Annotated in this window: 23 protein-coding genes; 11 read left to right on the forward strand and 12 right to left on the reverse strand. The window is 70.9% G+C overall.

The window, feature by feature from the left end; all coding sequences use genetic code 11:
• Positions 1 to 12 precede the first annotated feature (12 nt).
• Entirely contained in the window at positions 13 to 1,065 is a 1,053-nt protein-coding gene (locus tag QRX50_RS41385) for a TetR/AcrR family transcriptional regulator (RefSeq protein ID WP_285968528.1), read from the reverse strand.
• Positions 1,066 to 1,156: 91 nt separating this feature from the next.
• Here QRX50_RS41385 and QRX50_RS41390 point away from each other — a divergent pair, with 91 nt between their 5' ends.
• From QRX50_RS41390 to QRX50_RS41405, 4 genes are all read left to right on the forward strand, one after another.
• Positions 1,157 to 2,293 carry a cytochrome P450 family protein gene (locus QRX50_RS41390; protein ID WP_285968529.1) on the forward strand — a complete coding sequence of 379 codons (1,137 nt, stop codon included), beginning with the start codon at positions 1,157 to 1,159 and terminating at the stop codon, positions 2,291 to 2,293.
• A 109-nt stretch (positions 2,294 to 2,402) separates the two neighbouring features.
• On the forward strand, positions 2,403 to 2,993 hold the full coding sequence (locus tag QRX50_RS41395; protein ID WP_285968530.1) for an HdeD family acid-resistance protein: 591 nt from the start codon (positions 2,403 to 2,405) through the stop codon (positions 2,991 to 2,993).
• Between the two features lie 44 nt (positions 2,994 to 3,037).
• Positions 3,038 to 3,562, forward strand: coding sequence for a DUF6069 family protein (locus tag QRX50_RS41400; RefSeq protein WP_285974687.1), 525 nt, complete (start codon positions 3,038 to 3,040; stop codon positions 3,560 to 3,562).
• A 118-nt stretch (positions 3,563 to 3,680) separates the two neighbouring features.
• The gene (locus QRX50_RS41405) at positions 3,681 to 4,958 is read left to right on the forward strand and encodes a pentapeptide repeat-containing protein (protein WP_434533187.1); all 1,278 of its coding nucleotides are present in this window, start codon (positions 3,681 to 3,683) and stop codon (positions 4,956 to 4,958) included.
• A 4-nt stretch (positions 4,959 to 4,962) separates the two neighbouring features.
• Here the strand turns inward: QRX50_RS41405 and QRX50_RS41410 are convergent, their stop codons facing one another.
• Positions 4,963 to 5,775 carry a DUF1295 domain-containing protein gene (locus QRX50_RS41410; RefSeq protein ID WP_285968532.1) on the reverse strand — a complete coding sequence of 271 codons (813 nt, stop codon included), beginning with the start codon at positions 5,773 to 5,775 and terminating at the stop codon, positions 4,963 to 4,965.
• A gap of 42 nt (positions 5,776 to 5,817) precedes the next feature.
• Here QRX50_RS41410 and QRX50_RS41415 point away from each other — a divergent pair, with 42 nt between their 5' ends.
• Complete coding sequence (locus QRX50_RS41415; protein WP_285968533.1) at positions 5,818 to 6,309, forward strand: EXPERA domain-containing protein; 492 nt, start codon at positions 5,818 to 5,820, stop codon at positions 6,307 to 6,309.
• Here QRX50_RS41415 and QRX50_RS41420 read toward each other — a convergent pair.
• Entirely contained in the window at positions 6,293 to 6,838 is a 546-nt protein-coding gene (locus QRX50_RS41420; RefSeq protein ID WP_285968534.1) for a M15 family metallopeptidase domain-containing protein, read from the reverse strand. The genes QRX50_RS41415 and QRX50_RS41420 overlap by 17 nt on opposite strands.
• A gap of 223 nt (positions 6,839 to 7,061) precedes the next feature.
• Between QRX50_RS41420 and QRX50_RS41425 the strand changes: the two genes are divergently transcribed.
• Genes QRX50_RS41425 through QRX50_RS41435 form a run of 3 tightly spaced genes read left to right on the forward strand, consistent with a single transcriptional unit; the run spans position 7,062 to position 9,660 of the window.
• Positions 7,062 to 7,757, forward strand: a complete 696-nt coding sequence (locus tag QRX50_RS41425) for a response regulator (protein WP_285968535.1) — start codon at positions 7,062 to 7,064, stop codon at positions 7,755 to 7,757.
• On the forward strand, positions 7,754 to 9,181 hold the full coding sequence (locus QRX50_RS41430; protein ID WP_285968536.1) for an ATP-binding protein: 1,428 nt from the start codon (positions 7,754 to 7,756) through the stop codon (positions 9,179 to 9,181). The genes QRX50_RS41425 and QRX50_RS41430 overlap by 4 nt, the downstream gene beginning before the upstream one ends.
• Positions 9,178 to 9,660: a hypothetical protein gene (locus QRX50_RS41435; protein ID WP_285968537.1), complete on the forward strand. Its 483-nt coding sequence runs from the start codon at positions 9,178 to 9,180 to the stop codon at positions 9,658 to 9,660. The genes QRX50_RS41430 and QRX50_RS41435 overlap by 4 nt, the downstream gene beginning before the upstream one ends.
• A gap of 6 nt (positions 9,661 to 9,666) precedes the next feature.
• Here the strand turns inward: QRX50_RS41435 and QRX50_RS41440 are convergent, their stop codons facing one another.
• Both QRX50_RS41440 and QRX50_RS41445 read right to left on the reverse strand, forming a co-directional pair.
• Positions 9,667 to 10,863: an MFS transporter gene (locus tag QRX50_RS41440; RefSeq protein WP_285968538.1), complete on the reverse strand. Its 1,197-nt coding sequence runs from the start codon at positions 10,861 to 10,863 to the stop codon at positions 9,667 to 9,669.
• A gap of 633 nt (positions 10,864 to 11,496) precedes the next feature.
• Positions 11,497 to 11,724, reverse strand: a complete 228-nt coding sequence (locus QRX50_RS41445) for a three-helix bundle dimerization domain-containing protein (protein WP_285968539.1) — start codon at positions 11,722 to 11,724, stop codon at positions 11,497 to 11,499.
• Between the two features lie 177 nt (positions 11,725 to 11,901).
• On the opposite strand from QRX50_RS41445, the gene QRX50_RS41450 reads away from it, so the two are divergent.
• Positions 11,902 to 12,636: a sugar phosphate isomerase/epimerase family protein gene (locus QRX50_RS41450; RefSeq protein WP_285968540.1), complete on the forward strand. Its 735-nt coding sequence runs from the start codon at positions 11,902 to 11,904 to the stop codon at positions 12,634 to 12,636.
• Positions 12,633 to 13,736: a Gfo/Idh/MocA family protein gene (locus QRX50_RS41455; RefSeq protein WP_285968541.1), complete on the forward strand. Its 1,104-nt coding sequence runs from the start codon at positions 12,633 to 12,635 to the stop codon at positions 13,734 to 13,736. The genes QRX50_RS41450 and QRX50_RS41455 overlap by 4 nt, the downstream gene beginning before the upstream one ends.
• Before the next feature lie 3 nt (positions 13,737 to 13,739).
• Here the strand turns inward: QRX50_RS41455 and QRX50_RS41460 are convergent, their stop codons facing one another.
• The 7 genes from QRX50_RS41460 to QRX50_RS41490 all read right to left on the reverse strand — a co-directional run bounded on the left by QRX50_RS41460 (position 13,740) and on the right by QRX50_RS41490 (position 19,084).
• Positions 13,740 to 14,339, reverse strand: coding sequence for a TetR/AcrR family transcriptional regulator (locus tag QRX50_RS41460; protein WP_285968542.1), 600 nt, complete (start codon positions 14,337 to 14,339; stop codon positions 13,740 to 13,742).
• A 153-nt stretch (positions 14,340 to 14,492) separates the two neighbouring features.
• On the reverse strand, positions 14,493 to 15,287 hold the full coding sequence (locus QRX50_RS41465; protein WP_285968543.1) for an SDR family NAD(P)-dependent oxidoreductase: 795 nt from the start codon (positions 15,285 to 15,287) through the stop codon (positions 14,493 to 14,495).
• Positions 15,288 to 15,367: 80 nt separating this feature from the next.
• Positions 15,368 to 16,075 (reverse strand): histidine phosphatase family protein, encoded by a 708-nt coding sequence (locus tag QRX50_RS41470; protein ID WP_285968544.1) that lies wholly within the window; start codon positions 16,073 to 16,075, stop codon positions 15,368 to 15,370.
• Positions 16,076 to 16,105: 30 nt separating this feature from the next.
• A complete protein-coding gene (locus tag QRX50_RS41475; protein ID WP_285968545.1) occupies positions 16,106 to 17,113 on the reverse strand; it encodes a hypothetical protein in 1,008 nt (335 codons plus the stop codon).
• Positions 17,114 to 17,206: 93 nt separating this feature from the next.
• Positions 17,207 to 17,722, reverse strand: coding sequence for a GNAT family N-acetyltransferase (locus QRX50_RS41480; protein ID WP_285968546.1), 516 nt, complete (start codon positions 17,720 to 17,722; stop codon positions 17,207 to 17,209).
• Positions 17,723 to 17,781: 59 nt separating this feature from the next.
• Entirely contained in the window at positions 17,782 to 18,258 is a 477-nt protein-coding gene (locus QRX50_RS41485) for a DinB family protein (protein WP_285968547.1), read from the reverse strand.
• Between the two features lie 88 nt (positions 18,259 to 18,346).
• Entirely contained in the window at positions 18,347 to 19,084 is a 738-nt protein-coding gene (locus tag QRX50_RS41490) for a FadR/GntR family transcriptional regulator (RefSeq protein WP_285968548.1), read from the reverse strand.
• A gap of 211 nt (positions 19,085 to 19,295) precedes the next feature.
• Between QRX50_RS41490 and QRX50_RS41495 the strand changes: the two genes are divergently transcribed.
• Complete coding sequence (locus QRX50_RS41495) at positions 19,296 to 20,909, forward strand: ABC transporter substrate-binding protein (protein ID WP_285968549.1); 1,614 nt, start codon at positions 19,296 to 19,298, stop codon at positions 20,907 to 20,909.
• The last annotated feature ends 14 nt before the right edge of the window (positions 20,910 to 20,923 follow it).

Here is a 20,923-nt window from a genome sequence, read left to right on the forward strand (position 1 = left end):
GGCCGGTTTCTCTCAGCCGGTCGCCGCGGCGTGACAGGCACCGAAGCCTTCGGCGCGGCGCACCACACGCCCGGAAGTGATCCGCACAGCCGTTTCCGTCGCGTCGCTCACCGCCGAAACCCCGGCCGCCGACGCGACCGCGCCCGAGTCGTCGCGCAGCACCTTCAGGCGCGGCCAGGTCGAGACCGGGAATGCCCGGCGCAAGTGACCACGCAGCTCGGCCAGCGCGAGGTGCGTCAACGGCGCCAGCTCCGGCGCCGAACCCGTCACCACGGCGACCGTCACGGCAGAGTCCTGCGGTACGGCCCGGACGGCCTCCTCCGCGGCGGAAAGCCGGTGCAGCCCGAGAATCGCGACCACGCCGTCGCCGGACAGGTCGGCCGGCTCCGACCGCAGTGAGTCGAAGGCCGCGGGCGGCAGCCAAGGCTCGTCCACCGGCTGCGCGTGCGCCACGATCGGCGGCACCGCGGGCCACGTATCGGCCAACCCCAGCGCGGGCAGGACTTCGCAGGCACGCACGACGTTGAACGGCTCACCGAACCCCGGCGCGGCCGCGGCGAGACCCGTGGCACCGTGCAACGTGGTCAGCGCCAGTTCGGCGACGCGCACGAGGCGGCCGGCGGACGGGGCCAGGCGCTCGAGCGCCAGGCCGAGGACGACGGCTTCGAAGCGCAGGAGCTGGGCGTACGGGCGGTGGGTGAGCTCGTCGGCGAGGATCTCCGGCCCGAGGTCCACGCCGAGGCGCGAGCCGGGGTCGGTGGCGAGCGGCAGGCGGGCGACCCAGGCGCGGGCGAGGGCGCCCAGGGCTTCCGCGGCGGTGAGGCCCGGGTCCGAAGCCGGGGGCTCGGCGGCGACCCGCTCGGCCTCCTCCGCGAGCACGGCGAAGTACAGCGCGCGCTTGCCGGGGAAGTTCGAGTAGACGGCGCCGCGCGTGAGCTCGGCGCGTTCGGCGATCACGTCGATCTTCGCCTCGCGGAAGCCGCGCTCGGTGAACTCGTCACGCGCGGCGGCGAGCACCTTCGCGCGGTTGAGCTCCTGCGCCTCCGCTCTGGTCAGCCGGGCCATCGTCCTCCTCGAGCTCCCGTACTGGTCACGATAGCGCCGGTGTACATATGATGAGACCATCTGATTTCATCATCCAGAATGAGGAGCACCGGTGACCGACGTGCCCGAGATCGACCTGACCGACCCCGCCGTGCACCGCGACCCGTTCGCCGTCTACGGCGCCGCCCGCGAGCACGGCCCCGTGGCCAAGCTCGTCGGCCCCGGCTTCGGCCCGCTGTGGGTCCTCACCCGCCTCGCCGAAGCACGCGCGATGCTCACCGACCCGCGCTTCGCGCTCGGCCCCGGCAGCTACCAGGCGCTCGACGTGCCCGACCACTGCCGGCCGTACCTGCGGACCATGCAGGAGATGGAAGGCGCCGAGCACCGGCGGCTGCGCGGCCTCGTCTCCCCCGCGTTCACGGCGCGCCGCGCGGCGGACTTCCGGCCGCGGATCGAGCCGATCGTCGACAAGCTGCTCGACGGCCTCCCCGCTGACGGGGCCGACCTGCTGGCCGGGTTCGCGCAGCCGTTGCCGATGGAGGTGATCTGCGAGCTCGTCGGCGTGCCCGAGGCGGATCGGCCGCGCTGGCACATCTTCGGCCAGAACGTGGTCGCCGGCTCGGGCGAGAGCTTCGCCGCCGCGGTGCCGGGCATCATCGACGGCGCGCGCGGCCTCACCACGCCGCCGGCGAGTGAGTTCCTCGAACTGCTGGCCGGCACGGACGGGCTGTCCGAACCCGAGCTCGTCACCCTCGTGTGGCAGCTCGTGCTCGCGGGGCAGACACCGGCGAACTTCGTCGCCAACGCCGTCGAGGCCCTGCTCACTCATCCGGACCAGCTCGCCGTGCTGCGCGCGGAACCCGAGCTGTGGCCGACGGCGGTCGAGGAGCTGATGCGATGGTGCGGACCTCAGCTGCTGACGATTCCCCGGCAGGCCACCGAGGACCTCACCCTGCACGGCGTCGCGATCCGGGCGGGCGAGCCCGTGTCGGCCGCAATCGCGTCGGCCAACCGGGACCCGCGCGTGTTCACCGAGCCCGACCGCCTCGACGTGCGCCGCACCGAGGGCGGGCACCTCGGGTTCGCGTACGGGCCGCACTTCTGCCTCGGCGCGGCGCTCGCGCGGGTGGAGGCGGAGGTGGCGTTGCGGGGGTTGCTGGAGCGCTTTCCCGCGCTGCGCCTTGGCGACGTGCGGCGCGCGCCCGACCCCGGCACGTGGCGGCTGGCGGGGCTGCCGGTGAGCTTCTGACGTCCTCTTCGGACACTTCGTCACCGATCGGGTGAACAACGAAGCGGTGCTTCGATCTTCCTGCGCTGCTAACGTTTTCCCAGGTCAGCATCGTGCTCGGGAGGCAGGCATGTCCGCACACATCTCCGCTGGAGTCGGTGGTCTCGTGATGGACCCGCGGCGGACGTGGCCGCTGGTGCTCGTGCGCGGTGTGCTGGCGGTGGTGTTCGGCGTGATCGCGCTGATCTGGCCGGGCGTCACCGTGCTGGCGCTGGCGCTCGTCTTCGGGGTCTACGCGCTCGTCGACGCGGTGGGTGCGTTCATGCAGGCGTTCCGCCCGGGCGACGGCGCGCACCGGTTCGCGTACGCGTTGCTGGGTGTGCTCGGTCTCGCCGCGGGGGTGCTCGCGCTGGTCTGGCCCGGCGCGACCATCCTCGTGCTGGCGACGCTCGTCGGGGCGTGGGCGGTGGTCACGGGCATCGCCGAGATCGTCGCCGCGATCCGCCTGCGCAAGCAGATCACGGGCGAGGCGTTCCTCATCGTGGCCGGCGCGGTGTCCGTCATCGCGGGTGTCTTGGTGCTCATCCACCCGGTCGCGGGGGCGTTCGGCATCGCCTTGCTCGTGGGCATCTACGCGCTGCTGTACGGGATCATGCTCGTCGTCCTGTCCTTCCGCTTGCGGCGCGTCGCAAAACTCGAGCAGGCGAACGAACCCGCATAGGACGACAATCGAGGGGGACAGCTTCGTTGACGGAGGGATCCGTGATGGCGCAGAACCCGTACGACCAGGACACCCGGCCCGGCATCGACGCGGCGCGGCTGTGGGCGGGCGGCGTCGCCACGGCGGTGGTGGCCGCGCTCGTCGCCATCGTCGGACTCCTCATCGCCCGCGGCATTTTCGACGTCCCCGTACTCGCCCCGAAAGGCGAGGGCGCCTGGGGCAGCGCCAGCACCACCACGTACGCACTCGCCGCCGCGGCCGCCGCCCTGCTCGCCACGGGCCTCATGCACCTGCTGAGCGTCGCGACGCCCGCGCCCAGCCAGTTCTTCGGCTGGATCATGGTGCTCGTGACCCTCATCGCGGTGGTCCTGCCGCTGACCTTGACGGTCGAACCCAGCGCCAAATACGCGACGGCCGCGATCAACCTCGTGATCGGCCTGGTGATCGCGTTCGTGGTGAACAGCATGGCGGCGAATGCGCGGACTTTGCACCGTCGTAAGCGGTCCACGCGTCCTGACGCGCCGACTCAGCAGTGGAATGAACCACCGTCGAACTTCTACGACCGGTGAGGCAACCACGTGCCCCGTTCGTGAAATGAGTGTCTACTGAGGACATTCGGCACGGCGGCAGCCAGGGTTCGGATTCACCACCCGATTGCACCTTTCCCCGTCACCGGGAACTGCGATCATGGAAGTCGTGGCCGAAATCCCTTCAACCACCCCGGAACCGCTCGCCGGCGCAGGGGTTCGACCGCACCCGAGCCGGACACTGTCCAACCGGACGATCGCGCTGTGCGGCGCGCTGATGGTGGTGATCGCGACGGCGGCCTGCTGGGTCCTGCTCACGTTGTACGGCCACGGCACCGACGCCGATCGCGCCCGGCTCGACGGCATCCGCACCGTCGGGACGATCGTGGTCGGCACCGGCGGCGCCCTGGCACTGGTGCTCGCGGCAAGACGGCAGCAGACCGCCGAGCACGACCTGGCGACCAAGCGCGCCGAACTGCGGCTCCGCGAACAAGCCGACCGGGCCGCCCGGCACGACGCCACCGAACGGCGCATCAACGAGCTCTACCTGAAAGCCGTCGAACAGCTGGGTTCGGAAAAGGCACCGGTCCGGCTCGCGGGCCTCTACGCGCTCGACCGCCTGGCGCAGGACAACGCGCAGCTGCGCCAGACGATCGCCGATGTCATCAGTGCCTACCTGCGCATGCCGTACGAGCTGCCCGAGCCCGGCCGGAACGGCGACCGCGACCAGGTGCAGGAACGCGAAGTGCGGCTGACGGCGCAGCGCCTGCTCGTGCGGCACCTCGTGCCGGCCGACGAGGACGACCGGTTCTGGGCGGGCATCGAGCTGGACCTCTCCGGGGCCGTGCTCATCGACTTCCCGCTCAACGGCTGCGAGCTCCACAACGCCCGCTTCGCCGGCACCCACTTCGCCGGGGACGCCTGGTTCCACGAGGTGCGGTTCACCGGCACGACGCGGTTCGACGGCGCCACTTTCGGCGCCGACGCCTGGTTCACCCGGGCCACGTTCAAGGGCAGCACCCGGTTCGAGAACGCCCAATTCCGCGGCGAGGCCCGCTTCGAAGACACCGAGTTCGCCGGCACCACAGCGTTCCGCAGCGCGCGGTTCGCCCACAACGCGCAGTTCGACAAGGCGCTCTTCCGCGGCGTCGTGCGGTTCAGCGACACCACCTTCGCGCGCAGTGCGAACTTCGACCGAGCGGGATTCATGGTCGCGCCGGTGTTCGACGACGACGTGGCGATGCAAAGCGCCTACTTCGACCGCGCGAGGTTCGGGGAGCGGGCGTGGTTCGAGGGGGTGTCGTTCGCCAGCTACACGACGTTCGTCGGCGCCGTGTTCGACGGTGACATCGGGTTCGAGGGCGCCCGGCTCGACGGAATGCCGTACCGGCCACCGCAGCTGCAGGCGGATGACATCGAGTTCGCCGACGAAAGCTAGAGGATCAGCCCACCGGAACCCGGCCCCGCGGAACCCACGGCACCACAGCCGAAGTCCGCTTCTGATACTCCGCGTACTCCGGGTACCGGCCCCGCGTGATGGTTTCCGTGAAGATCGTCGAGCCGACGAACAGGAGGGTCAGCAGGACCGCGCCGGCGATCGTCCAGGGGATCCCGCCGAAGGCCAGCGCGCCGAAGACGAACACCAGCCACCACTGCGCCTGCTCGAAGAAGAAGTTCGGGTGTCGCGAGAAGCGGAACAGGCCACTCTGCAGGAACCGCGGCGAAGGCACCCGCCCGGCGGACTGCTCGCGCTTCTTCCACTGGTGGAAGTTCCACTGCTGCTGATCCGCCACCGTCTCCCCCACCAGGCACGCGACGAAGATCACCGCGACGATCACATCACCCACGCCGAAGGCCGAACGGTGCGAGAGCGCCGTCCACGCCGGCAGCGTGATCAGCAGGAGAATCGCGTTCTGGTAGATCGTGATGAAGAAGAAGTTGAAGACCTGGAACTGCCAGGGCGCCATCTTCCCGCGCAGCACCACCCAGCGGTAGTCCTCGCCGCCGCGGGCGTAGCCGCCCTTGCGGGCGAAGTTGAAGGTCAGGCGCAAACCCCAGAGCAGCACCAGGACGAACATCACGTCGAGGCGCGCGTCGGCGAAGCCTGCGAAGGCGGCGAAGATCGCGACGTACGCCACGGGCACCAGGGACCAGATCCGGTCCACCCACGAGTACTCGCGCGTGATCACCGAGAGCACCCAGCACAGGGCACAGACGCCCGCGAAGACGCAAAGGCAGACCTGGAACGCGTTCATGCCCGCACTCTAGCGTTCAAACCGTCCCCTTAGGATCAGCGTATGAACCTGCCGCTACGCCGACGCGGGATCGACATCTTCTTCGCGATCGTGTTCGCCGCGTTCACGATCACCTCGCTCATCAGCGACCTGCTGCCGACCGTGGGCGTCGACTTCTCGCGCCCGTCGGACAACTTCTTCGTGAACTCCAACTACTGGTACGCCCACGACGCCGACATCCTCTTCATGCACCCGCCGGACTGGATGCGGATCGTCACGGGGCTCTCCGCGTTCGTGTACATGCCGTTCTACGTCGTGCTCGTCGTGTGCCTGCTCGCGGGCAAGAACTGGATCCAGCTCTTCGCCGTGATCTACGCGACGATGATCGTCACGCTCACCGGCGTGGTCGTGTTCGGCGTGGAGTTCTTCGGCGACCCGGCGATGCGCACGGGCAATCCGGTCAAGTTCCTGGCCTTCAACCTCTGGTACGTCCTCGTGCCCCTGCTCCTGCTGATCCGCATGCGCAAGCCGATGCCGTTCACCCGGCGGTTCTGACCAGCACGGCCGCGCCCGGGTGCGGCAGGCGGAGCGGGAGCGTGTCGGCGTGGTACTCGAAGTGCCACCACTCGTTGTCGTAGCGGCGGTGCAGGTGGTACGCGGCGCCGTGGCGTTCCAGCCACGCCGCGCCCTCCGTGGGCCGCACGTCGAGCGCGAAGCCGCCGACGTGGGCCGACTCCTCGGGCGGCAGCACGAGCCGGCGGGCCGCCCACGCGGACCCCGTGCGCCGCACCTCGGCGGTGAACATCGCGTGCTGCTGGGCAGCGTCGCGGTGGCCTGAGGTGAGGCCGATCAGCTGCCCGTCGCGCCAGAACGCGTCGGTGCGCGCCGCCACGAACGCCTCGCGCGCCGCGGCCGTGAGGCCCGCCAGGTCCTCCGCCGGGTAGCGCAGCGCGAGCGCCCACTGGCAGGCGAGCCTGCGGGCGTGGTGGGGCGAACGCACGAAGGCCACCGGCAGCAGCAGCACGGCCAGCAGCCGGGCGGCCACCGCGTAGGCCGCGGCACGGGAGCGGATCAGTTCGGTCATGGTGTCCACGGTCGCGGCCCCGTGTGCGCCGACGGTCGAAGCCGTGTCCGCGGACCCCGACAGTTTTGTAACAGCTGCGCACGGACGAGGCTGTTACGCAACCATGACATTCCGCGCACCCCGCGATGAGACCGGACGCGGATCCTCTCGGGAGGTGTCCGCTGTGGACTGTCCGGGGAATCCGGACGGGCGGACGCGGAAGTGCGCTGCGATAGTGGGAGACATGCCCCGGGTGCTGTTGATCGAAGACGACCAGGCCGTGCGAGACGGCCTGCAGATCGCGCTGACCTACCAGGGTCACACCGTCGACGCGGTGGAAAGCGGCGAGGTAGGGCTCACGCGGCTGAGCGCGGATCCGGCCGATGTCGTCGTGCTCGACCTGATGCTGCCCGGGATGGACGGGTTCGAGGTGTGCCGGCGCATCCGGGCGTCCGGCGACCTGCCGATCATCATGCTCACCGCGCGCAACGACGACATCGACGTGGTCGCCGGGCTCGAGGCCGGGGCCGACGACTACGTGGTGAAACCCGCCCAGCCGCGCGTGCTCGAGGCCCGGATCAAGGCCGTGCTGCGGCGCACCGGCGGCGAGCAGCGCCAAGCGGGCACGCCGAAACCCGAGGTCGAGCGCCACGGCGATCTCACCATCGACCGCGACGGGCTCGTCGTGAGCAAGCAGGGCCGGCCCGTCAGCCTCGCGCCCACGGAGATGCGGCTGCTGCTGGAGCTGTCCGCGTCGCCGGGCCGGGTGCTCAGCCGCCAGCAGCTGCTGGAATCCGTGTGGGACCAGGGTTACCTCGGCGACTCGCGGCTCGTCGACGCGTGCGTGCAGCGGCTGCGCGCGAAGATCGAGGACGACGCCGCGGCCCCGGTGTACGTGCAGACCCTGCGCGGTTTCGGATACCGCTTCGGGCCCCTGTGACCGGGCTCCGCAAGTTCTGGCCCGGCTGGGGCCTGCGCACGCGGCTGCTGCTCGCGTTCGTGCTGCTGAGCGTGCTGACGACCATCGCCGTCGCCGGGTTCGGCTACCGGACCGCGCGCAACACCATCCTGAAGAACACGCAGGACAACGCGGTGCTGGAGCTGCGCAGCCGCATCCAGCTGCTCTACCCGCTGCCCGCGCAGCCGTCGAAGGACATGCTCCTGAACGCCGCGGGCAAGCTCGCGGACCGCGATGCCAGCGCGCTCGTGACCGCGGGCAACGTCTCCGGCGGCAGTCTGGGCGGGGCCCGGATTTCGAGTGAGCTCCGCGAGCAGGTGGACCAGGGCAAGATCGCCTGGCAGCGAGTGGACGTCGGCGGCGAGACCCGGCTGCTTATCGGCACCCAGCTGCGGCTCACGACCAGCACGTCGCACGTGACTGAACCGTCCGGGATCGAGATCTACGTAGTGCAGCCGCTGACCGCCGAAAGCGAAAGCATCGCCACGCTGGCGCGCAGCGCGTGGCTGACCGGCACCGGCGCGGTGGTCCTGGCGCTGCTGCTGGCGCTCGCGGCCGCCCGCAGCGTGCTCGGGCCGGTGCGCGAGCTGCGTCGCGCCGCGCACCGCCTCGGCGAGGGCGACCTGGACACGCGCCTGACCATCCACGGCACCGACGAGCTCGCCGAGGTCGGCAAAACGTTCAACACCACGGCGGAGTCGCTGCAACACCACGTCGGCGAGCTGGAGCGCATGGAGTCCGACGCGCGGCGGTTCGTGGCCGACGTGTCCCACGAGCTGCGCACCCCGCTCGCCGCGATGACCGCGGTCACCGAGGTGCTGGAGGCCGAGGTCGCCGGCCTGCCCGAGATCGCCGGGCGCGCGGTGCGGCTGGTGAGCCAGGAGACCCACAACCTCACGCGGCTGGTCAACGACCTCATCGAGGTCACCCGCTTCGACGCCGGGTCCGCGTCGCTCGCGCTCGACGAGGTGGACGTCGCCGAGGCGATCGGCGCCACCCTGCGCGCCCGCGGCTGGGTCGACGCGGTCGCCACGGAGCTGCCGCCGGGCGTGCGCGCGCGGCTCGACCCGCGCCGGCTCGACGTGGTCGTCGCGAACCTCGTCGGCAACGCGCTGCGCCACGGAGCGCCGCCCGTCCGGCTGAGGTTGAGCGCGGTGGAGGAATCGCTCATGATCGAGGTCACCGACGAGGGCCATGGGCTGAAGGAGGAGGTGCTCCCCCACGTGTTCGACCGCTTCTACAAGGCCGACACCGCACGCAGCCGCTCCGAGGGCAGCGGCCTCGGGCTCGCGATCGCGTGGGAGAACGCCAAGCTGCACGGTGGCGAGCTCACCGCGGCCAACCGTCCGCAAGGCGGTGCGATCTTCACGCTGCGGCTTCCGCTGAACCCCGGCGGTGACGCGTGATCCGGCGCGCCGCGGCAGCGCTCGTGCTGGTCGCGCTGACCGCCACCGCGTGCGGGGTGCAGCCGAGCGGCGTGATCTCGGGCGCGGCAGACGACGCGCCGAGCGGCCCGGCGTCCACCATACCGGGCGCGCCGGGCGTCAGCTCGATCTACCTGGTGTCCAACGGCGCCGTCGTCCAGGTCCAGCGCCCCGGTCTGGACCAGACCGACGCCGCGCTGATCGACGCGCTGGCGCAAAGGCCGACTTCCGCGGAGAAGGCCTCCGGTTACACCACCGAGGTCCCCCGTTCCGCCCTGCCGGCCGCGGTGACGGTCTCGGCGGCGGAGGTCACCGTGCAGCTGGCCACGGACGTGCAGGCGCTGTCTTCCCTGGCCGTGTCGCAGATCGTGTGCACGCTGCACCTGCGCGACGCCCCGGACGGCAGCGTGTTCACGCTCGTCGGCGGGGGCAACGTCCGCAGCGGCGAACGCTGCGGCTGAGCCGCCTCAGCCCACTTCGGCCGGTTCGCGGACCTGGCGTGGGGCGAGCACCGGCGCCGCCACCAACGCGGCCACGCAGAGCGCGAACGGCACGGCGAACGCGACGTTCAGCGGCATCCACCGCGTGAGCCCGCCGATGAGGGCGGGACCGGCGAGCAGCCCGACGTAGCCGAGTCCGACGACCCGCGCCATCAGCGCGCCCGACGCCCGCGTGTCGAGGTTGCCCGCCGCGGTGAAGAGCTGCGGGACGCCACCCGCGAGACCCAGGCCGAAGATCGCCCAGCCGACGAGCGCGAGCGGCACCCAGCGCGACAGTGACGCGGTGGCGAGGCCGACGGCGGCGAGCGCCGACCCGTAACGCACCACCGCGACCGGGCCGGCCAGCGCGGCGACGCGGTCGGTGGCGAAGCGGCCGACGGTCATGGCCACGGCGAAGGAGCCGTACGCGAGCGCGGCGGTGCTCGCCGACGTACCGAGCACGTCCTGCAGGTGCAGCGCGGCCCAGTCGTTCGCGACGCCCTCGGCGAGCATCAACGCGAACGCGAGCGCCCCGAGCAGCCAGACGACCCGTGCCGGAGTGCGGCCGCGGCTCGGCGTGACCGGCGTGGTTTCGACGGGCTCGGCACGTCCGGAACCGAGCAGGAACCGCCCCGCGGCCAGCGAAGCGATCACGCACAACCCGCCGGTCGCGCCCAACGTGACGGCCGTGGAAACGCCCGTACCCAGCACCGCCGCACCGACCACGGCGGCGAGCGCGCCGCCGATCGACCACATCGCGTGGAACGCCGCCATGATCGGGCGCGGGTACGCGCGCTCGACAACCACGGCCTGGGCGTTCATCGCGACGTCGAGCGAGCCGTTGAAGAACCCGAAGACGAGAAGCGAAAGCCCGAGCGACCACCAGCTGGCCGCCAGCCCGGGCAGGAACAGCGCCAGCCCCAGCAGCACCCCGGCCGCCGGCACCACGCGACGGTGGCCGAACCGATCGGCGAGCGGCCCGGACACCTGCATCCCGACGAACGCCGCCCCGCCGAGCACCAGCAGCAACGCGCCGAGCGTGGTGTGCGAAATCCCCGTGGCGCGCTCGACGACCGGAATGTGGACCACCCACATGCCGACGGCGAACCCGTTGAGCGCGAAGAAACTCCACGTCGCGACGCGCGCAGCCCGCGGCAACCGGGTGGGCGGGGATGATTCGGTCATCGCGGTCGGATCCTCCTCGGGTTCGGCACTCGAATCGTCGCACAGTGACCTCACCAACGCACAATCTTTTTGTTCGAACGATCGCCCTGAACGATCGGAACTGTATTTTCCGAGATCGCTGTGGTGTCTGGCCCGGCTCAGCCAGGGCGTGCGAGATCGCCTTTGAGCCGGGGATCTCACTGGTGGGTCGGGTGGGAGAGGTGAGCGAGCAGGCGCAACACGCGGGCGCGGCCCATCTCGACACACTGACCACATGACGCGTTGAAGGTGGCCGGCTGCGTCCGCCGGCCACCTTCAACGGTCTGCCTGTTCAGCTGGGCACGTGCCAGCGTCGTTCGCTGCCAGGTACGTCAAGCCGAACCCATTGGTGTTCCTCGGTCACGGTCTGCCAACCTTTGGATCGCTATGCGACAGCGTCCAATAGGGTCGGTGACGTCGCCATGAGCGCCGTCGCGGAGGGCACCTTCCGCGGCTCCTGACGAGCCTCGTGCAAAACGTGACGCCCCCAGCATTCCCGACGGTGCTGGGGGCGTCTTCGTGCCCGAAGGCCGGCTTACCCCAGGTTGCTCCTGTTCACGCGGTAGAGACTTGACAGGGCCGACGGCGGTTACGTCGACCAGATCCTCCGGTAGCTCAGCGCCCTTCGGGCTCACCGAGCCGGTCGCGTACCTGCCGCTCGACGAGTACGGGCAGGAAGCTGCGCACGCCGGCGTCGTCGAAGTGGCGGCGCTGCGCGGTGATCGTGCGGTTGATCTCGGGTTCGCGCGCGCTGCCGTACTCGTCGACGAGCCGTGACTTCAGCGCTGAGAAGCTTTCCTCTTCGCCCTTCACCATCAAGTCGTCCATGCCTTGGTGGGTCATCGCCGTCCCTTTCCGTGGTTTCGGCCCCTGGTGACTGCTGCCCGCGACGAGCCCTCCTCAAACGGGCGGGCGAACGTGTGGACCTCCCGCAAACGCCTGGTGTCAATTTTGACCAGGTGGTAGAAATTCAGGCGACGCGGCGCTCCGGGCGCCGAACCGCGAAGCCAAGGAGCTGGAATGGGCAAGCCTTCCGTGCAGCTGTACTCGGTCCGCGACGCATTCGCGGCCGACCCGGCGGACACCCTGCGGCGCCTCGCCGCGATCGGGTTCACCCAGGTCGAGCCGTACGGCGTCGTCGAGCACGTGGCCGCGCTCGGTGCCGGTCTGCCGGCCAACGGGCTGACCGCGCCCACGGCCCACGCGAAGCTCATCGGCGAGGACCAGCACGCCGTGTTCGCCGCGGCGAAGCAGCTCGGCATCGCCGTGGTCATCGACCCGCTCGTGAAGCCCGAGCAGTGGCAGAACGCCGCGGACATCACGGCCACCGCGGAAGCGCTCAACGCCGCCGCGAAGGTCGCCGAGGAGCACGGAGTGCAGGTCGGCTACCACAACCACTGGTGGGAGCTGGAATCCCGGATCGACGGGCGCCACGCGTTCGAGGTGTTCGCCGACCAGCTCGACCCGGCCGTCGCGCTGGAGGTCGACGCCTACTGGGCCACGGCGGGCGGGGCGAACGCGCCGGAGCTGCTCGCCCGGCTCGGCTCGCGCGTGCACGCCATCCACGTGAAGGACGGCGCGCTCGCCACCGACGCGTCCGGTCAGGTCCCGGCGGGCCAGGGCAGTGTTCCGCTGCCGGAGGTCCTCGCCGCGGCGCCCGACGCGTTGCGGGTAGTGGAGTTCGACCGCTACGACGGCGACATCTTCGAAGGCATTGCCGCCAGCTTCGCCTACCTCACCGAGGGCGCGAAGTGACCGGCGGCCCCGTCGGCGTCGGCCTGATCGGCGCGGGGGTCATCAGTGACACCTATCTGGAGAACCTCACGGGCTTCCCCGACGTGCGGGTACTCTCCGTCGCCGACCTCGACGTGGCTCGCGCGCGGGCGCAGGCGGCGAAACACGGTGTGCCACAAGGGGAAACCGTCGCCGAGCTGCTGGCGAACCCGGAGATCGAGCTGGTCGTGAACCTCACGATCCCGGCCGCGCACGTCGAGGTCGGCCTCGCGGCGCTGGAGGCGGACAAGAGCGTGTGGGCGGAAAAGCCGCTCGCGCTCGACCGCCAGACGGGCCGCAAGCTGCTGGATCGCGCGCGGGAGAAGGGTTTGCGCGTGGCGAGCGCGCCCGACACCGTGCTCGGCGCCGGCCTGCAGACCGCGCGGCGCGCGATCGAGGCCGGCCGCATCGGCGAACCGCGCACCGCACTCGCGCTGTTCCAGACGCCGGGTCCGGAGAGCTGGCACCCGGCGCCGGAGTTCCTGTTCCAGCACGGCGGCGGCCCGCTGCTGGACATGGGGCCGTACTACCTCACGGAGCTCGTTCAGCTGTTCGGCCCGATCCGCAAGGTGACCGGCGCCGGCGGCCGCGCGCGGGACACGCGCGTGATCGGCTCGGGTCCGCGGGCCGGCACGGAGTTCGCGGTGACCGTGCCGACCACGGTGACCGCGCTCGTCGAGTTCACCCGCGGCGGCAGCGCGCAGGTCGTGCTGAGCTTCGATTCCGCCTTGGCGCGCACCGGTTTCGTCGAGGTGTCGGGCGCGCTCGGCACCGCGGTGCTGCCCGACCCCAACCGCTTCGACGGCGCCACGAAGCTGCACCTGCTGGGCGCCGCCGAGCCGGAAGAGCTTGCGCCGCAAGGACACGCGGCCTCGCGCGGCACGGGCGCGCTGGAGCTCGCCCGCGCGATCCGGGCCGGGGAGCCGGAACGCGCGTCCGGGGAACTGGCCTACCACGTGCTCGACGCGATGCTCGCCATCGACGAGTCGATCACGCGCGGCCAGTCCGTGGAGCTGGCCAGCACCGTCGAGGTCCCGCCCGCCCTGCCGGTCGACTGGGACCCCTATGCGGCCACCCTGTAGCGGTCAGTCCTCGGGATCCAGGGGGACGGCGAGCAGGGTGCGCAGGTAGAACCGCAAGGAGCCGACGAGGTCGACGTCGGCGGGGGTGGTGAGCCACTGGACCTGCAACCCGTCCATGAGGGCGATGAACGTGAGCGCCGCGAAGTCCGGGTCGACGCCCTCGCGCAGCTCGCCCGTCGTGGCCAGCAGCCGGAACGAGCCGATCACGCTTTCGCGCGCCTGCCGGTAATGCTCCTCGAAATACTCGTGCGCGGGGTGGTCGGGCGCCACCGCCTCGGCCGCCAGCCGCGAGTACAGGTCGACGATGCCCGGGTGGCGCACGTTGTGCTCGGCCAGCGCGACGAAGTGCCGCAGCACCTCCAGTCCGGGCGGCACGGTCAGCTGCTCGCGCTCGGAGTCCTCGGCGTCCCGCCGTTCGAGCACGGCGGCGAGCAGCGCCTCCTTGGTGGGGAAGTAGTACAGCAGCCCGGCGTGGCTGATGCCGACCCGCTTGGCGATCTCCCGCAACGACGAACCGTGGTAGCCGGCCTCGCCGTACACCACGGCGGCCGCGGAAATGATGTCCTCGCGGCGGATCCGGCCCTTCAGGTAACCCCCGGTCACGGGAGCGTGCTCGGTTCGGCGCGGCCCATCCGCCCATCATGCCGCAGGCACGAACGTTCCCCGCATACCCCGCGAGCAGACATGCCGGACACCTCCACGAGACACGACGTCGGCAGATCCGCAGGTGGCGACGACCCTGCGGGATACAACCTGCTACGGGAGGATCGAGTCGACGTAACCGCCGTCGACGCGGAGGGCGCCGCCGGTGGTGGCGGAGGCCAGCGGTGAGCTCAGGTACACCACGAGGTTCGCGATCTCCTCCGGCTCGATCAGCCGCTGCAGCAACGACTGGGGGCGGTGGGTCTTCATGAACTCCCGCTGTGCCTGCTCCCACGGCAGGTTCTTGTCCACGAGCTGGTAGACGAAGTCCTCGACGCCGCCGGTGTGCGTGGGGCCGGCGATCACGGAGTTGACCGTGACGCCGGTCCCCGCCGCCGCTTTGGCGAAGCCGCGCGAGACGCCCAGCAGCGCCGTCTTCGACATGCCGTAGTGGATCATCTCGGCGGGGATCACCACGGCCGAGTCGCTGGCGATGTTGAGCACGCGGCCCCAGCCCTGCTCGGTCATCGCGGGCAGCGTGAGGCGCGTCAGCCGCACGGCCGCGAGCACGTTGACCTCGAAGTAGCGCCGCCAGTCGTCGTCGGTGATCTCCAGGGGCTCCTGTGCGCCGAAGATGCCGAGGTTGTTCACGAGGACGTCGACGCGCCCGGCGCTGTCGAGGACTCGGCGCGCGCCTTCGTCGGTGGTGACGTCGCCGGCCCCGGCCACGAACTCCCCGTCCGGCACCTGGCTCTGGAGCGTCTCGATCGCCTTCGCGACGCCGGCGTCGTTGCGCCCGTTGATCACCACACGCGCGCCCGCCTTCGCGAGCCCCGCGGCGATCGCCGCGCCGATCCCCTGCGTGGACCCGGTGACGAGCGCCGTCCTGCCGTCGAGGTCGAGCTTCATGGATTTCCTTCCGCTCGGATGATCTTGGTACCCATCCTCCCGCGCCGGGCCGCTGCGCGCCCGATGCCGCACGCGTCCCTTCACCCGAGCGGCACGCCCACGAGGTGCCCGACGTCCTGCGCCACCGTCATCCGGAACCCGCCGTCGTGGCCGCGTTCCCAGGCCGTGACGGAGCCGTTGGGCACGTCGGTGCGCACGGCCGTGGCCAGCAGCTCCTGCTCCGGGACGGACTCCAGGACGTAGCGCAGCGCGAACACCGTCATCTCGTGCGCCACGAACAGCACGCGCAGGCCCGGCGTCTCGGTGCTCAGTTCGGCGAGCAGCGACCGAACGCGCAGGACGACGTCGGCCCAGGACTCCCCGCCGGGTGGGCGGTAGTAGAACTTGCCGAGGCGCTGTTTGCGGCGCAGCTCGTCCGGCCATCGTTCGGCGACGCCGTGGCTGGTGAGCAGGTCGAGCACCCCCAGTTCGCGGTCGCGCAGCCGCTCGTCGACGCGCAGGCCGCCGGGGACCTCCACGCCGCGTTCCTTAGCCACGGCCAGCGCGAGCCGCGCCGTGTCCAGGGACCGCAGGTACGGGGACGCCACCACGAGCTCGGGCGGGTCCGTCGCGAGCCACCCCCCCGCTGCCCGCGCCTGGCGCACGCCCAGCTCGCTCAGCGGCACGTCGGCGTCGCGCTCGGCGATGTCGATGACCTCGTGGCCCGCGGCTTCGGCGGCCTCGCGCGCGAGATTGCCGGTGCTCTGCCCGTGGCGCAGCAGGCCTACCCGCTCAAGTCGTGTCGTCACAGATCTTCAGTACCCCGAAACGCGCCGATTTCACAGCAACGCCCGCATCCGGGTCACCGCGCCCTCGGCCTGCGCGGGCGAGCGCCGGCCAAGGCCACACGACGTGGCGAGGTCCACCGGGCGCCCCAGCGCCGTCTCGACGTGGTCGCGCACCGTCAGCTGGGCCCGCTCGTCCTGCCGCTCGTGCGCGATCCCCGCGACCACGACAGCCGATCCCGGACGCAGGCGGCGCAGCGGCGCGTAGAACGCCGCGGCGGGCGGCGGCTCGTCACCGCCGGACATCGGCAGGTGCACGAAGTCCAGCGGACGGCCGACGGGCCAGCGCCGCACCACCGCGTTGGCGAGGGCGACCATCGGCGCGGCCGAGCGGGGCTGCCGCAGAGCGCGGTGGCCGAGGTCGCCGAAGCACAGGTGCACGCCGAACCGCGTGCCCTCCGGTGCCCGGGCCGCCTGGCGGGGCACCAGGAACGCCATCAGCTCCGCGACGAGCCGGCGCAGCGGCGGCGGCGCGGCGGTCACGGCGATCAACGCCAGCGGCAGCTCCAGCTGGAACACCACCCGGTCGCCCTCCGCGGCTTGCACCCGCGAAATCTGCGCCTGCGCGGCCCGCAGGAACGCGCGTGCGTGTTTGACCACGCCGAGCGGGCCGAAGATGAACAGCGCCATGTCGAGGTATCCCGGCGCGCCCACCTGCAACGGCTCCCCCGCCGTCGCGGGATTGCCCGAAGCACGCAGCAGCTCGAACTCCGCCAGCGCGTCGTCGGCGATGTGCAACGGAATCTGCCCGGGTTCGAGCCGCCGGGCCGCGAGGCGATCGGTGTCGTCGTAGCCGGTCCAGTCGCCGTCCTTGACCACGCGCACCGCGCCGGATCGCTTGAGCTCCTTGACTACGGGCACGAACCACTGCAGGCGCTTGCCCGTCTCACCGCCGCTGATCCGGCGCAGCTGCCCCGCGAGCTCACCGCGCTGCCACCGAAACGCCTCGTCCGCGTCCGCGAACTGCGGCAGCGTCCCCACGAAGTGCAATCGACGATCCATGATCACCGGACGTTACGCACGCACCACATCCCCGGGTACCCGCAGCTAACGAAGTGTATCCGGAAGGCCACGCAACGTGTCACGACGCGGCGGTCAGAGGTCCTTGCGGTACACGAGGAAATCGCACTCCGTCGCCAGCAGCGGCGCTAGGTGCGGGTAGGCCTCTTCGATCGTCGACTTCTCCTCGATGCGGTAGCCCAGCCGCGTGTACCAGGCGGCGAGGAACTCCTTCGACGGATGCGTGAACGACCGAGGGACCAGCAGCTCGAGCTGCATCCGCCGCCGGCCCAGTGCCCGGCAGCGGTCTTCGGCGAACCGCACCAGCTCACGCCCGATGCCCGCGCCCTGCCGCTGCGGCGCAGCGGCCAGCAGGCCGAACTCGCCGACGCCGTCGGCGACCGTCCGCACTCGCACGCAGCCGACCACGCGACCCGACTGGCGCGCCACGGCGATCTCGCCGGCCGCGACGAGCCCGGCCACCTCGGCCGCGCCCGTCCGGCCCGCCGCGCCCGCCCACAGGCCGGCCTCGGCGGTCGCGTAGACGACGTTCACCAGGGCGGCGACCTCGGCCGCGAGCACCTCGTCGGCCGCAGCGGACTGCGGCAGCATCTCGACCTCGACTGCGTCCAGGGCGCACCTCCTCGTCGGCCGCCCAGTGTACGAACCGATCACCGCCCGGTCGCACCGTCGATGAGTTCCCGGAGGATGTCGGCGTGACCGGCGTGCCGGCCGGTTTCCTCGACGAGGTGCGTGAGCGCCCAGCGCACGCTCGGCCCGCGGCGCCCCTGGATCGGTGTGGCGAGGTCGGTGCAGGCGTCGAGCACGGCGTTCGCGCGGTCGACCGTCTCCCGGTAGCGCGCGACCACGTCGGCGACGCTGTCGGCCGGCGCGGCCCGGAAGGTCGCCGGCCAGCGGATGCCGGTCTCGCCGAGGAAGGTCGCCCGCTCGACGAAAGTCAGGTGGTTGAGCAGCCCGAGCAGGTTCGTGCCCGACGGCACCGCCGCCGTCCGCACTGCCGGCTCCGGCGCCCCCGCCACCTTCGCGGCGACGGAGGTGCGCAGGTAGTCGAGGAACCCGCGCAGCACTTCGGCCTCGCTGTTCCCGGTCCGTGGCGGCGGCGCGTCGCGGCGCTTGGTGGCGGGCAAGTGAGCTCCTTCCGTCGGCTTCACCCCAGTCTTGCCACGTCTTCGCCGATTCGGCACGGAAACTTGCCAGTCCGGCAAAAGAACCACGCTACGAAGTCACCGCTGCGGAATCGGCCTCGACCGGCCGCGCCTCGCCGAACCCGCCGTACCGGCCGGCCTTCGCGCGCTTGCGCACCTCGTCGAAGTGCCGGTGCACGGCCTCCGCCGCGGCGTCGCCGTCGCGCGAGACCAGCGCGTCGACGATCACCTGGTGCCGCTTCGCCGTGCTCGCCGCCGACGACACCGGCCCGCCGAGCTCGCCCTCGGCCGCGCGGTAGACGTCCCAGAACAGCCCCGTGAGCTCTCGCGCCAGGTCGAAGCCCGCTTCCGCGCAGATGAGGTCGTGGAACTCCCGGTCGGCGGCCGCGGCGTCGGGCCCCTTGCGGCGCATCCGCGCGACGCAGGCCTCCAGCTCGGCGATCAGCTCGGGGCGGTGCTCCGAGGCGACCCGCCGGGTCAGCTCCGTCTCGATCATCTCGCGGACCTCAAGCAGGTCGCGCAGGCGCCCGGCGTCGCTGGCGCCGCGGGTGCGCGTGCGGAACAGCAGCCACGTCTGCAGGGCCTCGGAGCCGGCCGAGCCGACGAACGTGCCGTAGCCGTGGCGGATCTCGACGATGCCGAGCGCCTGCAGTGCCTTGATCGCCTCCCGGATCGAGTTGCGGCTCACCCCGATGTCTTCCATCAGGCTGAGTTCCGTGGGCATCGGCGCGCCCGGCGGGAGGTCGCGGTCGATGATCAGATCGATGATCCGCTTGGTGATCTCTTCACTGCGTTGCGGGCGCGCCAAAACAGTCTCCCCGGATGTTCTTTCCTTCGCTGGCACGTCGCCATCGGAGGACATCCTACGTCATACCTCACCGATTTCGGCCCGGCGGCGAAAAGCCACGTCCCCTTGACCGGCACCCGGAGGAGTTCTAGGGTTCGGCGAGGTCATAGGACGTCCCACGTCCTACTTCTCATGACTTCTGGTGGGCGAAACACACAGTCAGGAGACATCGATGTCCCGAACCGCCATGGGGACCGGCCCCGCGTTCGACCGGCGCACGCTGCTGCGCTACGCGGGCCTCGTGGGCGCCACCGCCGCCTTCTCCTCCACGCTGGCCGCGTGCGGCGGCCCCGCGTCGACGAACAAGACGGGCAGCTCCACCGACTCCCTCACCGCAGTGATCGGCTACGGCAACAACCAGTCCTGGGACCCGTTGCAGACCGCCTCGGCGTTCTCCATGGCCGCCATCCTGCACAGCTACGAATCGCTCGTCGAAGGCGACCCCGTCACGCGGGCCCCGTTCCCCGGCCTCGCGAAGGCGCTGCCCGCCGACGTGAGCGGCACCAGCATCAAGTTCGAGCTGCGCGAGGGCGCCAAGTGGCACGACGGGCAGCCCGTGACCGCCGACGACGTGGTGTTCACCTACGCCCGCGCCCTGGACGCGAAGGAGAACGTGCTCATCCACAGCTTCTTCGCCCAGTGGCTGCAAGACGTCAAGAAGGTCGACGACCACACCGTCGAGTTCGTGCTGAAGTTCCCCTTCCCGTATGCGCTGCAGCGGATCCAGATCTGCAAGATCCTGCCGAAGCACGTGTACGAGAACAACTGGCCGCTCGCCGCGGGCGGCAAGGTGGTGGGTTCCGGGCCGTACAAGGTCACCGAGCAGGCGCCGCTGTCGCACACTTCGTTCGAGAAGTTCGCCGACTACAACGGGCCCCGCCCCGCCGCGTACCAGAAGATGCTGTGGAAGTCCATTGTGGACTCCGCCCCGCGCGTGGCCGCGATCTCCGGCGCGAAGCCCGACGCGCAGATCGTGGAGAACATCCCGGCCGCCAACGCCGGCCAGCTGCGCAAGGCCGGGCGCACCGTCGAGTTCGCCGACGGCGGCAACAACCTGTACCTGATGTTCAACACCGCCCACGCGCCCTTCGACGACAAGCGCGTGCGCCAGGCGCTGCACTACGCCATCGACAAGAAGAAGATGATCGACATCGGCCTGCGCGGCACCGGCACCGCGGGCACGTCGTTCATCAACCCGAAGCTGCCGCAGTCGCAACCGGCGTCGCAGAGCTTCACCTACGAACCGGCGAAGGCCAAGCAGCTGCTGGCCGAGGCCGGCGTCAGCAACCTGAAGATCTCCCTGTCCACCACCAATACCTCACTCGTGCTCGACTGCGTGAAGGTGATCAAGGAGGGCTGGGACGCCATCGGCGTGGAGACCACTTTGGACTCCCAGGACACCAAGGCGCTGTTCTCCAAACTGGACAACGGCAACGACTTCCAGGTCGTGTCCACCACGAACAACCCGATGCAGTTCGGCAACGACCCCGACCTGCTGATCCGCTACTACTACGACGCGCAGTCGCTGATGATGACGAAGTACGCGCGCTGGAACAACGCCGACACCCAGGCCCTGCTCGGGCTGCAGAACCAGGCGGCCGCGGAGCCGGACGAGACCAAGCGCAACGGGCTGTACAAACAGCTGCTGGACCTGATCTCCGAGCAGGCCGTGATCTACCCGATCGTGTTCACCCAGCTCGGCACGGCGTGGGACGCGACGGCGATCACCGGCGTGCGCGCGCAGGGTTACCCCGGCATCTACCTCAACCAGGCCAAGCCGGTCTGACGCGGGAGGACCAC

This window comes from Amycolatopsis sp. 2-15, assembly GCF_030285625.1.
Classification (GTDB): domain Bacteria; phylum Actinomycetota; class Actinomycetes; order Mycobacteriales; family Pseudonocardiaceae; genus Amycolatopsis; species Amycolatopsis carbonis.